General features: G+C 67.7%; 15 protein-coding genes. 5 read left to right on the top strand and 10 right to left on the bottom strand.

The window, feature by feature from the left end; translation table 11 throughout:
- The first annotated feature begins 27 nt into the window (after positions 1-27).
- From ACP69V_RS15470 to ACP69V_RS15460, 3 genes are all read left to right on the top strand, one after another.
- Complete coding sequence (locus tag ACP69V_RS15470; RefSeq protein WP_135194387.1) at positions 28-558, top strand: CHAP domain-containing protein; 531 nt, start codon at positions 28-30, stop codon at positions 556-558.
- Positions 559-610: 52 nt separating this feature from the next.
- Positions 611-1,408 carry a tryptophan 2,3-dioxygenase gene (locus ACP69V_RS15465; RefSeq protein ID WP_135194388.1) on the top strand — a complete coding sequence of 266 codons (798 nt, stop codon included), beginning with the start codon at positions 611-613 and terminating at the stop codon, positions 1,406-1,408.
- 73 nt (positions 1,409-1,481) lie between these two features.
- Positions 1,482-1,967, top strand: a complete 486-nt coding sequence (locus ACP69V_RS15460; protein WP_426024633.1) for a PA2169 family four-helix-bundle protein — start codon at positions 1,482-1,484, stop codon at positions 1,965-1,967.
- Positions 1,968-2,042: 75 nt separating this feature from the next.
- On the opposite strand, the gene rplS is transcribed toward ACP69V_RS15460, so the two are convergent.
- The 3 genes from rplS to ACP69V_RS15445 all read right to left on the bottom strand — a co-directional run bounded on the left by rplS (position 2,043) and on the right by ACP69V_RS15445 (position 5,225).
- Positions 2,043-2,465: a 50S ribosomal protein L19 gene (gene rplS / locus ACP69V_RS15455; protein ID WP_346497788.1), complete on the bottom strand. Its 423-nt coding sequence runs from the start codon at positions 2,463-2,465 to the stop codon at positions 2,043-2,045.
- A 1-nt stretch (position 2,466) separates the two neighbouring features.
- Positions 2,467-3,192: a tRNA (guanosine(37)-N1)-methyltransferase TrmD gene (gene trmD / locus ACP69V_RS15450; RefSeq protein WP_426024632.1), complete on the bottom strand. Its 726-nt coding sequence runs from the start codon at positions 3,190-3,192 to the stop codon at positions 2,467-2,469.
- 185 nt (positions 3,193-3,377) lie between these two features.
- Positions 3,378-5,225 (bottom strand): DUF885 domain-containing protein, encoded by a 1,848-nt coding sequence (locus ACP69V_RS15445; protein ID WP_426024631.1) that lies wholly within the window; start codon positions 5,223-5,225, stop codon positions 3,378-3,380.
- A 189-nt stretch (positions 5,226-5,414) separates the two neighbouring features.
- On the opposite strand from ACP69V_RS15445, the gene ACP69V_RS15440 reads away from it, so the two are divergent.
- A complete protein-coding gene (locus tag ACP69V_RS15440; RefSeq protein ID WP_055754663.1) occupies positions 5,415-5,552 on the top strand; it encodes an entericidin A/B family lipoprotein in 138 nt (45 codons plus the stop codon).
- Between the two features lie 106 nt (positions 5,553-5,658).
- A complete protein-coding gene (locus tag ACP69V_RS15435; protein WP_426024630.1) occupies positions 5,659-6,063 on the top strand; it encodes a YidB family protein in 405 nt (134 codons plus the stop codon).
- Between the two features lie 42 nt (positions 6,064-6,105).
- Here the strand turns inward: ACP69V_RS15435 and ACP69V_RS15430 are convergent, their stop codons facing one another.
- The 7 genes from ACP69V_RS15430 to ACP69V_RS15400 all read right to left on the bottom strand — a co-directional run bounded on the left by ACP69V_RS15430 (position 6,106) and on the right by ACP69V_RS15400 (position 13,505).
- Positions 6,106-7,473: an AmpG family muropeptide MFS transporter gene (locus tag ACP69V_RS15430; RefSeq protein WP_426020690.1), complete on the bottom strand. Its 1,368-nt coding sequence runs from the start codon at positions 7,471-7,473 to the stop codon at positions 6,106-6,108.
- Positions 7,474-7,516: 43 nt separating this feature from the next.
- Positions 7,517-9,055, bottom strand: coding sequence for a response regulator (locus ACP69V_RS15425; protein WP_426024629.1), 1,539 nt, complete (start codon positions 9,053-9,055; stop codon positions 7,517-7,519).
- Positions 9,056-9,120: 65 nt separating this feature from the next.
- Positions 9,121-10,740, bottom strand: a complete 1,620-nt coding sequence (locus ACP69V_RS15420) for a YifB family Mg chelatase-like AAA ATPase (protein ID WP_426024628.1) — start codon at positions 10,738-10,740, stop codon at positions 9,121-9,123.
- Between the two features lie 60 nt (positions 10,741-10,800).
- A complete protein-coding gene (locus ACP69V_RS15415; RefSeq protein WP_426024627.1) occupies positions 10,801-11,487 on the bottom strand; it encodes a hypothetical protein in 687 nt (228 codons plus the stop codon).
- A gap of 15 nt (positions 11,488-11,502) precedes the next feature.
- Positions 11,503-12,456: a glutathione synthase gene (gene gshB / locus ACP69V_RS15410; RefSeq protein WP_426024626.1), complete on the bottom strand. Its 954-nt coding sequence runs from the start codon at positions 12,454-12,456 to the stop codon at positions 11,503-11,505.
- Positions 12,457-12,628: 172 nt separating this feature from the next.
- A complete protein-coding gene (locus ACP69V_RS15405) occupies positions 12,629-12,823 on the bottom strand; it encodes a Trm112 family protein (protein WP_271164955.1) in 195 nt (64 codons plus the stop codon).
- A 25-nt stretch (positions 12,824-12,848) separates the two neighbouring features.
- A complete protein-coding gene (locus ACP69V_RS15400) occupies positions 12,849-13,505 on the bottom strand; it encodes an LON peptidase substrate-binding domain-containing protein (RefSeq protein ID WP_135194399.1) in 657 nt (218 codons plus the stop codon).
- Positions 13,506-13,510: the final 5 nt, after the last annotated feature.

The following is a 13,510-nucleotide window of genomic DNA, read 5'->3' as shown; positions in this document are numbered from 1 at the left end:
CAAAGACGGGTCGGGATACCCCTAAGCATGACGAAACGGCTCAAAGCCGCCGCGGTTGCGGCGACCCTCGGTTTTTTTGCATTGGGCGCGGTTCCCTCCAGTGCGAAGGCTGACGAGCCGTATTGGCAGTGCGTGACCTTCGCGCGCATGTTCTCGGGCATCAACATCTTCGGCGACGCCTGGACCTGGTGGCGTCAGGCCTCCGCCGGCTTCCGCACCGGCCGCGCGCCTGAAACCGGCTCTGTCCTGGTCTTCCGTCCCGAGGGCCGCATGAGCCGGGGCCACGTCGCCGTCGTTTCCGACATCCTGACCGACCGCGTGGTCCGCGTGACCCACGCCAACTGGGGCGGTAGCCGCGGCAAGGTCGAGGAGAACGTCACCGTCGTCGACGTCTCGCCCTCCAACGACTGGTCCCAGGTCAAGGTCTGGTACAATCCGATCAACGATCTCGGCACTACGGTCTATCCGACCTACGGCTTCATCTACAAAGGCGCGCGCGACGCCTTCGACGCCGGCCGTCAGATCGCCTCGAACGTCTCGGCCCAAGGCCAGCATTAGAGCCAGCACTAAGCCGCCTTGCGCTGCCCGCCATCGCGGGCGATAGGCGGGCATGACCCAATCCAGCGACATCACCTACGCCGGTTATCTGGCGTTGGACGACCTGCTTTCGACCCAGCATCCGCTGTCGGACCAGCACGACGAAATGCTGTTCGTCGTCATCCACCAGACCAAGGAACTGTGGCTCAAGCAGATCCTGCACGAGACGGCCCTGGCCCAGCGGCTGGTGCGCGCTGGCGATCTGGTGCCTGCCTACAAGAGCCTGGCGCGTGTCTCGCGCATCCAAGCGGTGATGACCCACAGCTGGGACATCCTGTCGACCATGACACCGGCCGACTATCTGCGGTTCCGGGGGTCGCTCGGTTCCTCCTCGGGCTTCCAGAGCGACCAGTTTCGTCGTTTCGAGGCAATGCTGGGCCTGAAGGACGCCAGCTTCCTGAAGTTCCACGAGGATCGCCCCGAAGCCCTGGCCGCCCTCCAGGCCGCCATCGCCGCCCCCAGCCTGTATGATGACGCCCTGGCCCAGATGGCCAAGGCCGGTCTGCCGGTGCCCGCCGAGGTGCTGAACCGCGACGTGACCCAGCCCTATGAGCCTTCGGAAGCCGTCGAGGCGGCCTGGCTGGAGGTCTATCGCGACACCGAGCGCTGGTGGGTGCTGTATCAGTTGGCCGAGAAGCTGGTCGATCTGGACGACGCCTTGCTGACCTGGCGCCACAAGCATGTCGTCACGGTCGAGCGTATCATCGGCCGGCGGCGTGGAACCGGCGGCACCGAGGGGGCGGCCTATCTGGCCTCGACCCTGACCAAGCGCTGCTTCCCCGAGCTGTGGTCCCTTCGCACCAAACTTTGATGTCGCAGGCGGCAACCTTCGCCGCGCCCGACCATTTCGCCGTTCGACCGCAACAGCGGAAGGAATGGACGAGATGAGCAATCCCAACGCCCACGACATCAAGGTTCTGAACGGCCTGATCGAAACCACGCTTGACAGCGCCGACGGCTATCGCGAAGCCGCCGAACAGACCCAGGACCCCCACTATCGCACCCTGTTCCAGCGCCGCAGCGCCGAACGCCAGCAGGTCGTCGAAGACCTGTCCGCCGCCGTGCGCGGCCTGGGCGGCGATCCCGAATCCGACGGCTCGATCCTGGCTAAGGCCCACCGCGCCTTCCTGGACGTGAAACACGCCTTGATGCGTAATGACGACTCCGTCGTCGGCTCGATCAACAGCGGCGAAGGCTTCATCGCCGGCAAATACGAAAAGGCGCTTGAGGACACCGGCATTTCCGCCACCACGCGCGAAACGATCCGGCGGGCCTATGCGGCGGTGAAGACCGAGCATGAGCAGATGGAGGCGCTGAAGCATAGTTTGGAAGGCCAGCGCGACGCGGACAACCCGCTCTACCCACAATAGCCTTGTGAAGGCGGAATAGAAAAAGGCCCCGGCGTTTCCGCCGGGGCCTTCGTCATCTCAGTGTCGTATCTGAAACTAGGCTTCGTCGCCCTTGGCGGCCGAACCGGTTTCCGGAACCACGGCGCCCTTGACGGGACGGACCGTCTGGCGTTCGGCGATACGGGCCGACTTGCCGCGACGATCGCGCAGGTAATAGAGCTTGGCGCGACGAACGACGCCGCGGCGCTTCACTTCGATCGACTCGATGTTCGGCGACAGAATGGGGAATTTACGCTCGACGCCTTCGCCGAACGAGATCTTGCGGACCGTGAAGGTTTCGCTGATGCCGCCGCCGTCACGGGCGATGCAGACGCCTTCGAAGGCCTGGACGCGCTCGCGCTCGCCTTCCTTGATCTTCACATTGACGCGCAGGGTGTCGCCGGGTTGGAAGACCGGGATGGTGCGTTCGCCCAGAACGCGGGCTTTTTCTTCGGCGTTCAGCTGTTGAACGATGTTCATGTCATTTCTCCTCGGGCTTTGCGCCCTTTAGCTGTGATTTGGCGAGATGCGCTTCCCAGAGGTCTGGTCGCCGCTCCCGCGTGGTCTCTTCCCGCTGCGCCTCGCGCCATTTGGCGACCTTCTTGTGGTCGCCCGACACCAACACCTCGGGTATCTCAAGCCCCTCGAACGTCCGCGGTCGCGTGTACTGCGGGTGTTCCAGAAGCCCATCCTCGAAGCTTTCGGACGACAGGCTGTCGCCTGAGCCGAGCACTCCAGGGATCAGTCTTACGCACGCCTCGATCGCGACCATCGCCGCCGCCTCGCCGCCGGCGAGCACCGCGTCTCCGACCGAGACCTCCTCGAACCCGCGTGCATCGAGCACCCGCTGGTCCACCCCCTCGAAACGACCGCACAGCACGACGATCCCGTCCGCCTTGGCCCATTCCTTGACGCGCGCCTGGGTCAGGGGCCGACCCCGGGCGCTCATGTACAAAAGCGGCCGTTTCGGTCCCGGCAGGCTATCCACCGCCCGAGCCACCACGTCCGCCTTAAGCACAGCTCCCGGGCCGCCACCCGCAGGGGTGTCGTCCAGGAAGCCGCGCGTATCTGTGGAAAAGGCGCGAATGTCAACCGTTTCCAGGCTCCACAAGCCCTTCTCACGCCACGCCGTGCCGATCAGCGACACGCCGAGCGGGCCGGGAAAGGCCTCGGGAAACATGGTCAGGACGGTCGCGGTGAAGGGCATGGCGGCGGCTCATACACGAAAAGCGCACCCATGCCTCCCTCTCCCGTTGGGAGAGGGCTTGAGCGCACGACGCCTCCGGCGTCGTTCTTGCGCGAAAGGGTGAGGGTCGAACGGTGCGACCTGGCCCATCGGCCGACGCTCATCCGGCTCTTCGAGCCACCTTCTCCCAATGTGAGAAGGGCGCGTTACGCCGTCGGCGCCCCGCCACCCGCCGCGATCCAGCCGTCCACCTGGTCTTCCAGCACGTCCAGCGGCACCGAGCCGGAGCCCAGGACCACGGCGTGGAAGTCCTTGATGTCGAACCGGTCGCCAAGCGCCGCCTTGGCCCGGTCGCGCAGTTCCTCGATCTTCAGCTCGCCGATCTTGTAGCTGGTCGCCTGTCCGGGATTGGTGATGTAGCGCTCGACTTCCTTTTCGATGTCCCGCTCTGACAACAGCGAGTTCTGACGGAAATAGTCCATCGCCTGTTCGCGGCTCCAGCGCTTGGCGTGCAGGCCGGTGTCGGTCACCAGACGCACGGCCCGCCACAGCTCGGTCGAGAGCCGGCCGAAGTCGGAATAGGGGTCCTGATAGAAGCCCATCTCCTTGCCCAGTTGCTCGGCATACAGGCCCCAGCCCTCGGCGTAGGCGCCGTAGCCGCCGAAGCGGCGGAAACGCGGCAGGCCCTCGATTTCCTGGGCATAGGCGATCTGGAAATGGTGGCCGGGCGCGCCCTCGTGATAGCTGATGCCCTCGATCTGGGGCTTCAGCACCTGGGTCATGTCCGACAGGTTGACGTAATAGATGCCGGGCCGCGACCCGTCCGGCGCCGGCGAGTTATAGAAGGCGATCGACGCCGTCGCCTCGCGGAACGGCTCCACCGCCCGCACCTCCAGCGCCGCCTTGGGCAGGGTCGAAAACCACTGCGGGGCCGACGCCATCACCTGGGCGATGAAGCCGCGCGCGTCGGTCAGATACTGTTCCTTGCCCTCCGGCGTGTTCGGATACTGGAAGCGCGGATCGGTCTTCAGGAAAGCAAAGAACTCCTGCAGCGTGCCGGTGAAGCCGACCTGGGCCTTGATGACTTCCATCTCGGCCTGGATGCGGGCGACCTCGTCCAAGCCGGTCTGGTGGATCTGGTCGGCGGTCAGGTCGGTGGTGGTCGAGAGCTGGAGGCGGGCGTTGTAATAGGCCTCGCCCTGCGGCAGTCGCCACACGCCCGCGTCGCTGTCGGCCTGGGGCTGCACCTCGGCCAGGGCCGTCAGCACCGTGTCGAACCCGGCCTTGTAGGGGCCGGTCAGGGCGGCGCGGCCTTCGGACAGCAGCCGGTCCCTGGTGGCTTGATCGGTCTCCAGCGCCGCGACTTTCTTGTTGAAGTCGGCCCAGACCGCGTTGTCCGCCCCGTCGTCGAACGGGGCGCCGGAAATGACGTTGCGGGTGTTGGCGATCGAGGGTTCGAAGACGAAGCGGGGCGAGACCACGCCGGCCGCCGCACGCTGGCGCAGTTCGTCGGCGACCTGATCCATCTGCCCCTCGGCGGCGCGCAGGCGGGCGACATAGGCCTCGGCGTCCGAAACGCTGGCGACGCGGTGGTTGTTGATCAGGAAGACCGGCAGGCTGGTGGTCGGATTGCCGTTGGCGGCGAACTGAAAGCCCCAGTCGCGCCACTGGTTCGACAGCCGCGCCTGCTGGACGCCGTATTCGAACATCCGCCACGACAACCGCGCCTGAGGCCCCAGCTTCTCGGGATCGAAGCCGGCCTTCATCTGCGCCAGTTGCGCCTCCTGCAGGGCCAAGGCCCGGTCGGCCGCGGCGTCCGACACATCGTCCAGTTTGTCGTAATCGGTCTTGATCCCCAGCGAGGTCATCTGCTGCGGGCTTAGCGCGATGCGCGCCTGGAAGGCGTCTTCGAAGAAGGCGTTCAGCCGCGCGTCCTCGCTCTGGGCCTCGGCTGCCGGCGCCCCCGTCGGTGTGGTCGCCGGCGTTTGGGCTACGGCGGGCGCGGCGGACAGCACCGCCATCATGGCGGCGGACGAGATCAGAAGACGACGCATGGACAACCCCTCGTGAAACAGGGGCTCACCTTCGGGCGCGCGTGCGCCGGACGCAAGCCGCCAATGGCGCAGGCGTTGCGGCGATCCGACACTTTCGGACGAAATTTCAATACGGCGTCGCTTGATGCAACCCAAGTTCAAGGTCGGCGTTTGCACGGAGCTTGACCATACCAACAAGGGGTTCACACCATGCGCAAGATCATCACTCTGACCATCGTCGCCGCCGCCCTGGCCGTGTCGGCCTGCAACACCATCGCCGGCGCCGGCCGTGATGTCTCGGCCGCCGGTTCGGCCGTCACCACCGGCGCGAACGACGCCAAGAACTAAGCTTCGGCGAAAGCTGACGCTGCAAAGGCCCGTCGGATCCCGGCGGGCCTTTCTCGTATCCGTCGCACGACGGTGTTACGGTGCGACGTCAGACAGGAGACGGACGATGGGTTTTCTCGACAATGTGGTGAAAGGCCTGGGCGACGACGCCGCAGGCGGGTTGAGCGACCTGCTCAAGGGTCAGGGCGGCGTCGGCGGATTGGCGGAGAAGTTCGGCCAGGCAGGCCTGGGCGACGTGATCGGCTCGTGGGTCGGCACGGGTCCCAACGCCAATATCTCGCCCGAGCAGATCACAGCCGTCCTCGGCCACGGCCCCATCGCCGACATCGCAGCAAAGATGGGCGTCTCGCCCCAGCAGGCCGGCGAGACCCTGGCGGGCCTGCTGCCCGAGGCCATCGACCGCCTGACCCCCGGCGGTCAGATCGACGGCGCCGACGACCTGCTGGGCAAGCTGCCGGGCGGGCTTGCTGGCGGTTTGGGCGACATGATCGGCGGCTTCCTGAAACGGTGAGGCTTCAGGACGGCTGGCCCTCGGTCGCGGCGACGATGAAGGCTATGGCGTCGCCGAAGTCTCCGCCTGCGGTCTCTGTCGGCGCAAAAGAATCCAGCACAGCAAGACTGCAGGCACACCGACTGCAGCCGTCGCGGCGAAGAACAGAGCATAGGCTTCCATGAGAGGGCGTCCTTGCTCCAGCCCTTCAACGGCGACGCCCGACAAACCTTTCAGGAATTTGCCGAGCAGAGCGTAGAACGAACTCAACAGGGCATATTGCGTCGCCGTATAGCCGATGCTGGTCAGGCTGGCCATGTAAGCGACAAGAGCCGCGCCGGCGAAACCTTCGGAGAAGTTTTCCACGAACAGAACGCCGCCGAATACCGGGGTCGACAGGCCGACGACCGCCATGACCGTATAGCCAAGGTTCGACATCGGTCCGATCAGGGCGCCCAGCAGCAGGGTTTTGCCGAAGCCAAACCGGACCGAGAACAGACCCCCTGCAGCGATGCCTAGCAACGACGCGACAAGCCCGACGCTCAGGCGCATGGCGCCGACGGTTTCCTTGGCCAGCCCCAGGTCGGTGTAGAAGGGGCCAATCATCGGCCCCATGACGAAGTCCGGCAGACGATAAAGGCTGATCGCCGCCAACATCAGGATCGCCGCCCCACCGTGAGTTTTCAGGAAGGTGACAAACGGGCCGACAATTGCGTCGAAAAGGCCGCGGGGTGAGAGCAGCGACACCTGTCCCGTGACCTGCTCCAAGGTCCGGCGATCCACCGGCTCCTTTGCGAACAGGGTCGCGATGACGGCGATCCCCATAGCCGCGCCATACAGGCCGTAGGCGCCATTCCAGCCGATGCCGGAGGCGACGAAGAGGATCAGCGCGTTGCCGGCCAGTATCGCCGCGCGATAACCGAGCTGGAAAGCCGAGGTCAGCAGACCCTGATCCTCGTCGCTCTCGGCGCTCTCGATCCGCCAGGCATCGGCGACGATATCCTGTGTCGCGGCCGAGAAGGCTGTCGCCAAGGCCGCCGCACCCAAAAGGGTCAAGCCGCCTTCCGGCCCGATCAGGGCCATGGCGATCAACGAAAGGCCGACGGCGATCTGGGACAACAACAGCCAGCCTCGACGCCGTCCTAGCCGGCCCAGCAATGGCACATCGACCCTGTCAATCACCGGCGCCCACAGGAATTTCAGCGAATACGCCAGGCCCACCCAGGAGATGAAGCCGATCGCCGCCAACTCCGTCCCGCCCTCACGCAGCCACATGCCGAGGGTGTTGCCGACCAGCATGAAGGGTAAGCCTGAGCCTAGGCCGATCAGCAGGGTGATTAGTACGCGTCCGCGCCCCAGCGCCTTCAGGACATCAGTTGCTCCGGCCGCCTTTTTGGGCGTGGTCTCTGCGGGGGTGGCTTGGTCGGTCATGCACGGCTCCGGCGCGGCGGCCGGAAACGCGGGCGCCTGTAACTCAGCCGACCTTGGCGCGGATGTCGCGCTTCGTCCAGCGGGCCAGGGCGGCGCGCAGGGCGTCGGCGTCCAGCGGCTTGACGATATGGTCGTCCATGCCGGCCTCCAGACAGGCGCGGCGGTCCTCGGCGAAGGCGTTGGCTGTCAGGGCCAGGATGGGCGTCGTGTCGCCGCCGGCGCGGATGGCGCGGGCGGCGGCGGGGCCGTCCATGCCCGGCATCCGCATGTCCATGAAGACCACGTCGTAGCGCGCGCGCTTCAGGGCCGCGACGGCTTCCTCGCCGGTGGCGGCGGTCTCGACGGTGCAGCCTTCGCGGCGCAGCAGGGTGCGGGCCAGAAGCGCGCCGACGGGGTTGTCCTCGGCAAGCAGCACGCGAATGCCGGCGAACTGAACGGGCGAGACGCGGTCGTCCTCGACATGGGCTGCGATGGGGGCGGCGCTTCTGTCGCCCGTCTCGGCGCCGATGGCCGCCAGGACCCGCTCGGCCAGGGAGGCGCGGCGCAGCGGCTTGATCAGATAGCCGTGGAAGCCGGCGGATCGATAGCGGGCGATCAGGTCGCGCTCGGATGGTTTCAGCAGGACGATGCCGCGACCGGCGGCGGGCAGGGCGGCCAGACTTCCCGCCGAGGCGCAGGCGTGGTCGACCAGGGTCACCGGCGCCTGGTCGGCGATCGTGCCGCCAGAGGCCTCGATCTGGGCGCTGGCGGCGGACAGGACGAAGGGGTCGGGCGAGCGCACCGCGACCGTGTGGTTGCGCAGCGGCTTGTCCCGCGCCACGGCGACGGCGGCGAAGGCGGCCTCGAAGCGGAAGCGGGCGCCCCTGCCGGATGCGGCGCCGTCGGGCCGATCCTCCACGCGAACCGAGCCCTCCATGGCGGCGGCCAGTTTGCGCACGACCGCCAGCCCCAGGCCGGCGCCGTCATGTCGCACGGCGTCGGAGGAATCGGCGTGGCCGAACTCCTCGAAGATGCGCGCGCGGGCCTCGGGCGCGACGCCCGGCCCGGTGTCGTCCACCAGAAAGGCCAAGCGCGGGCGGGCCGCGCTGCCGCCGGCGCGTTCGACCGTGATCCGCACGCCGCCGGCCTCGGTGAACTTCACGGCATTGCCGGCGAGATTGAACAGAACCTGGCGCAGCCGACCCTCGTCGGCCAGGACATCGGGCGCGTCGGCGGCGACCGACCAGACGATCTCCAGGCCCTTATCGTGGGCGCGAGGGCTGAGCAGTTCGGCGACACCGCGCACCAGCCCCTCTAGATCGACGGGGGCCAGGTCGAACTCCAGCGCCCCGGCCTCCAGCCGCGCATAGTCCAACAGGTCGTTGACCAGACCCAGCAGATGTTCCGCCGACTGGCGCGCGTTTTCGGCATAGGCGCGCTGGGCGCCGTCCAGCCGGGTTCGCTGCAAGAGGTTGATCATGCCGATGACGCCGTTCAGCGGCGTGCGCATCTCGTGGCTCATCAGCCGCAGGAACTGCTGGGCGGGATCCGCAGGCGGCATCGCCTGATCCTCGATCCGCTTCGTCGCCGTGCGTCGCGCCATGGTCGCTTCCCCGTTCGTGCGGACCCTAACGGCTGCGGGTTAAGGATCCCTCCATCTCGCGGCCGTCACGAATGAAGGAAGGGCGCTTGTTTGCCGTCGTCTTCGCGCATTCCAAACGCTGCGTCGCTTCGGGACGCCACGCGCCGATCGAAATCGGCCTCGGCGCCGACGGTGTTGCGGCGATAGATCAGGGCCTCGGCGATGTGGCGGCGCAGCACGCCGGTGCAGCCGTCCAGATCGGCGATGGTGCGCGCCAGGCGCAATGTGCGGGTCCAGCCGCGCGCCGTCAGCCCCCCGGCCTCGCCCGCCCGCATCAGCAGCATGCGCCCCGCTTCGTCGGGCGTGGCGAACCGGTCCAGGGTGTCGCCGGATGCGCGGGCGTTCAAACCCTGGGCCGGATCCAGCCCCGCCTCGCGCACTCGGTCCTCCTGCATGGCGCGGGCGGTGGCCACGCGCGCCCGGGCCTCGGCCGTGCCCTCGGCGGGCGGCGGCAGGGCCATGTCGGCGGCGGTCACCGGCGGCGTCTCTACCGTCAGGTCGATCCGGTCGAACATCGGGCCGGAAACGCGGTTCTGATAGTCGCGCTGGCAACGCGGAGCCTTGCCGCAGGCGCCGCGTCCGGCCCCGCCCATGCCGCAGCGGCAGGGATTCATCGCCGCCACCAGCTGGAACCGCGCCGGATAGCGGATGTGGGCGTTGGCGCGGGCGACGACGATCTCGCCGGTCTCCAGCGGGGCCCGGAGCGAATCCAGGGCCTGGGCGCTGTATTCCGGCAGTTCGTCAAGGAACAGCACGCCGTTGTGCGCGAGGGAGGCTTCACCGGGCTTGGCGCGGTGACCGCCGCCCGTCAGGGCCGCCATCGACGCCGAATGGTGCGGGCTTCTGAACGGTCGATCCCGTGTCAGGGCGCCGCGTTCGATCAGGCCGGCGACCGACCAGACCATTGAGGTCTCCAGCAGTTCCTGCGAGGTCAGGGGCGGCAGAAGGCCGGGCAGGCGTTGCGCCATCATCGACTTGCCCGATCCCGGCGGGCCGATGAACAGCAGGTTGTGGCCGCCGGCCGCCGCGATCTCCAGCGCGCGCTTGGCGCTTTCCTGGCCCTTGACCTCGCGCAGGTCGGGCACGGCCTTGCCGCTGGCCAGCGGGCCGGGCTCGGGCGCGCGCAGCACCTGGGTTCCCTTGAAGTGATTGACCAGACCGATCAGCGAGCGCGGCGCCAGGATGCGCGCGCCGCCGGCCCAGGCCGCCTCCGGTCCCGTCGCCTCGGGACAGATCAAACCCAGGCCCATGGCGTCGGCGGCGACGGCGGCCGGCAGGGCGCCGCCGACCCGCGCGATCTGTCCATCCAGCCCCAGTTCCCCGATGGCGGCCCAGCCGTCCAAGGCGTCCGGCGCGATCACCCCCATGGCCGCCATCAAGGCGAGGGCGATGGGCAGGTCGAAATGGCTGCCCTCCTTGGGCAGGTCGGCGGGCGCGAGATTGGCGATGATCCGCGCCGCCGGCAGAGCCAGGCCGATGCCGGAAAAGGCGCCGCGCACCCGTTCGCGGCTTTCGGCCACCGCCTTGTCCGGCAGGCCGACGATGGTGAAGACCGTCTCCCGGTTCTGACCGACCAGCTGGACCTCGACGTCTACGCGCCGGGCCTCCACCCCGTCAAAGGCGACCGTGACAACCCTCGCAACCATGACGGCCTCCCTTTGCAATCAAAGGAACAAACCACGAACTGCGTTCGGCGGCAAGAGGTGTCAGGGCAGATCGGCCTCGGGGGCCAGGGTATGGATCACCTGGCCCTGGGCATTGAGGAACTCGATCGCTCCGTAGCCTTCGTCCGTCACCGTCAGGCGCAGGCGGGTCCGGTCCGCCTTGTCGTTCAGGGCGATGGCCGGCGTCCCATCTGCGGCCACGACCATCCGGATACGCGTCGGCGTCTCGACGCCCGGGACCAGCCGGTCGCCCAGGGCCGGCTCGCGGACCAGCGGCGGGGCCTGATTGATCGAGAAGCTGACCGCGCCGTCGGGCGAGACGCGCCAGCCGATGGCGTCCATCGCGGGATGATCCAGGGCCAGCACGGCCATGCCGCCGTCCACGTCGGCCGTACCGAAGCCGCCGCGCTCGCTGCCGTTCTCGTCATAGAGGATCAGGCCGGACACGTTGAAGGCGCGCTTGTACTGGATGCCGTCGATGATCGGGGCGGGCGTCTGGCCCGACAGGGTCATGCGGATCGTCCCGTCCTCATCCACGATGTCGATGCGGCGGGCGGTGATGCGGTCGTGGTCCGGCGCCGCGACGCGAATCTCTGGCGTGCGGGTTTCGATGATCCGCTCCAAGGTCTCCACGGACGGCCGGCGCGGCGCCTCCTGCGCCAGGGCTGCCGATGCACAGAACGTCAGGCCGACGGCCAGGGCGGCCGGCGCCGGTTGAAGTCGTCTCATCAGTTTTCCCTCCCGTTACGCCGCAGCGTCGGCGCGTTTCCTTTCGATCACGTCCCACATCAGGGCCGTGGCGTCGATGCCGGTGAAGGTCTTCAGCTGCTGGGCGCCGGTGGGGGAGGTGACGTTGATCTCGGTCAGATAGTCGCCGATCACGTCGATGCCGACGAAGATCAGGCCGCGTTCCTTCAGGGTCGGGCCGATGGCGGCGCAGATCTCCAGATCGCGCGGGGTCAGTTCGACCGGCATGGCGGTGCCGCCGACGTGCAGGTTGGAGCGGACGGCGCCGGCCGCAGGGACGCGGTTGATGGCGCCGACGGGCTCGCCGTCGATCAGGATGATCCGCTTGTCGCCCTTGGACACGGCCGGGATGAATTTCTGGATCACCAGCGGATCACGGCTGCCGGCGGCGTGGATCTCGATCAGGGCGTCCAGATTGGGGTCGTCGGCGCGCAGCTTGATCACGCCCGAGCCGCCGTTGCCGTGCAGGGGCTTCAGCACCACTTCGCCGTGCTTCTGATGGAAGGCGGTCAGGGCGACCGGGTCGGCCGAGATCAGGGTCGGCGGCTGAAGCCCGGGGAAGGCGGTGACCATCAGCTTCTCGGGCGCCGAGCGCACCTGGGCCGGGTCGTTGACCACCAGGGTCCGGGGGTGCACCGTCTCCAGCAGATAGGTGGCGGTGACATAGGCCATGTCGAAGGGCGGATCCTGACGCATCAGGATCACGTCCACGTCCTCGGCCAGGTCCAGCTTCACCCAGTCGCCGAAATCGACGTGGTTTCCGACCTCGCGCCGCACGGTGATCGGCCGGGCGCGGCAGTAGAGGCGGCCCTCCTCCAGCGCCAGGGTGCGGAAGTCGTAGACCCACAGTTTGTGGCCGCGCGCCTGGGCCGTCTCGGCCATCAGGAAGCTGGTGTCCCCGGCGATGTCGACGGCCTCGATCGGGTCCATCTGGATGGCGACTTTGAGCATGAACAGATCCTCGACGCGGGTGGCACGGGTGAAGTTGATCTTCTCAACCCGTCATCCTCGGGCTTGTCCCGAGTATCCATACGCTCCGTCGGAACCGGGGGTCACGACATGAACCGAGAGTATGGACCCTCGCCACAGGGGCGAGGATGACGAGGGGAGGTAGGCGAGAAATCTAGTCCAGCTGACGCGCTTCCTCGGCCAGCATGATCGGCACGCCCTCGCGGATCGGATAGGCCAGCTTGGCGCCGGCCGAGATCAGCTCGCCCGCGTCGCGGTCATAGGTCAGCTTGCCGCGCGTGACCGGACAGACCAGCACCTCAAGCAGGCGGGGATCGACGGACACAGGCGTATTGAAGGCGTCACTCATGGCGGTTTCCTGAAAGCGTGGCCGCTTATTGCATGGACGGCGCGGCGTCGTCACCGGCGTCGGCGGCGTCGATGCGCAGCAGGGCGGTCAGGGCCTCGGCGCGGGGCATCAGGCCCATGGCCTCCAGCAGCGCCTGTTTCTCGGCCGGCTCGAACGGCAGGGCCATCGACAGGCTGTTGACCAGGGCCTCCATCGGTGCGCTCTCGGCCGTCTCCCAGTCGATGTCCAGCAGGCGGTGGGCCATGTAGGCGCGCAGGGCGTCCAGAAAGGCCTCGCGGTCGAAATCCGGCTCTTCGGGCGGAGAGACCAGATCGGATTCATAGGCCTCGAAGGCGGCGCGGATCTGGCGATAGGGCGCCTTGGACGGCATCTCGGCGGCGATGCGGAACCGCGATACTCCGGTCAGGGTGATCAGATAGCGCCCGTCCGAGGTTTCGGCGAAGCTGGTGATCCGCCCGGCGCAGCCGATCGGCGACAGGCTGGGCAGGGCAGGGGTTCCGCCATTGGGCTGGACCAGGCCGATGATCCGATCCCCGGCCATGGCGTCGTCCACCATGTTCAGATAGCGCGGCTCGAAGATGTTCAGCGGCAGTTGCCCGCGCGGCAGCAGGATGGTCCCGCCCAGCGGGAACACCGGGATCACCTGCGGCAGGTCGAGCGCTCGAACATAGCCCTGAGGCATGGACT

The sequence above is a fragment of the Brevundimonas sp. PWP3-1b1 genome, assembly GCF_049896065.1.
Taxonomy (GTDB): Bacteria; Pseudomonadota; Alphaproteobacteria; order Caulobacterales; family Caulobacteraceae; genus Brevundimonas; species Brevundimonas intermedia_B.
The sequence above is the reverse complement of the archived record's forward strand: the minus strand, read 5'-3'. Positions and strand labels throughout refer to the sequence as shown.

Coding starts and splice junctions, on each gene's coding strand:
- ACP69V_RS15470 (WP_135194387.1), top strand. CDS start 28: ATGACGAAACGGCTCAAAGCCGCCGCGGTTGCGGCGACCCTCGGTTTT.
- ACP69V_RS15465 (WP_135194388.1), top strand. CDS start 611: ATGACCCAATCCAGCGACATCACCTACGCCGGTTATCTGGCGTTGGAC.
- ACP69V_RS15460 (WP_426024633.1), top strand. CDS start 1,482: ATGAGCAATCCCAACGCCCACGACATCAAGGTTCTGAACGGCCTGATC.
- rplS (WP_346497788.1), bottom strand. CDS start 2,465: ATGAACATCGTTCAACAGCTGAACGCCGAAGAAAAAGCCCGCGTTCTG.
- trmD (WP_426024632.1), bottom strand. CDS start 3,192: ATGCCCTTCACCGCGACCGTCCTGACCATGTTTCCCGAGGCCTTTCCC.
- ACP69V_RS15445 (WP_426024631.1), bottom strand. CDS start 5,225: ATGCGTCGTCTTCTGATCTCGTCCGCCGCCATGATGGCGGTGCTGTCC.
- ACP69V_RS15440 (WP_055754663.1), top strand. CDS start 5,415: ATGCGCAAGATCATCACTCTGACCATCGTCGCCGCCGCCCTGGCCGTG.
- ACP69V_RS15435 (WP_426024630.1), top strand. CDS start 5,659: ATGGGTTTTCTCGACAATGTGGTGAAAGGCCTGGGCGACGACGCCGCA.
- ACP69V_RS15430 (WP_426020690.1), bottom strand. CDS start 7,473: ATGACCGACCAAGCCACCCCCGCAGAGACCACGCCCAAAAAGGCGGCC.
- ACP69V_RS15425 (WP_426024629.1), bottom strand. CDS start 9,055: ATGGCGCGACGCACGGCGACGAAGCGGATCGAGGATCAGGCGATGCCG.
- ACP69V_RS15420 (WP_426024628.1), bottom strand. CDS start 10,740: ATGGTTGCGAGGGTTGTCACGGTCGCCTTTGACGGGGTGGAGGCCCGG.
- ACP69V_RS15415 (WP_426024627.1), bottom strand. CDS start 11,487: ATGAGACGACTTCAACCGGCGCCGGCCGCCCTGGCCGTCGGCCTGACG.
- gshB (WP_426024626.1), bottom strand. CDS start 12,456: ATGCTCAAAGTCGCCATCCAGATGGACCCGATCGAGGCCGTCGACATC.
- ACP69V_RS15405 (WP_271164955.1), bottom strand. CDS start 12,823: ATGAGTGACGCCTTCAATACGCCTGTGTCCGTCGATCCCCGCCTGCTT.
- ACP69V_RS15400 (WP_135194399.1), bottom strand. CDS start 13,505: ATGCCTCAGGGCTATGTTCGAGCGCTCGACCTGCCGCAGGTGATCCCG.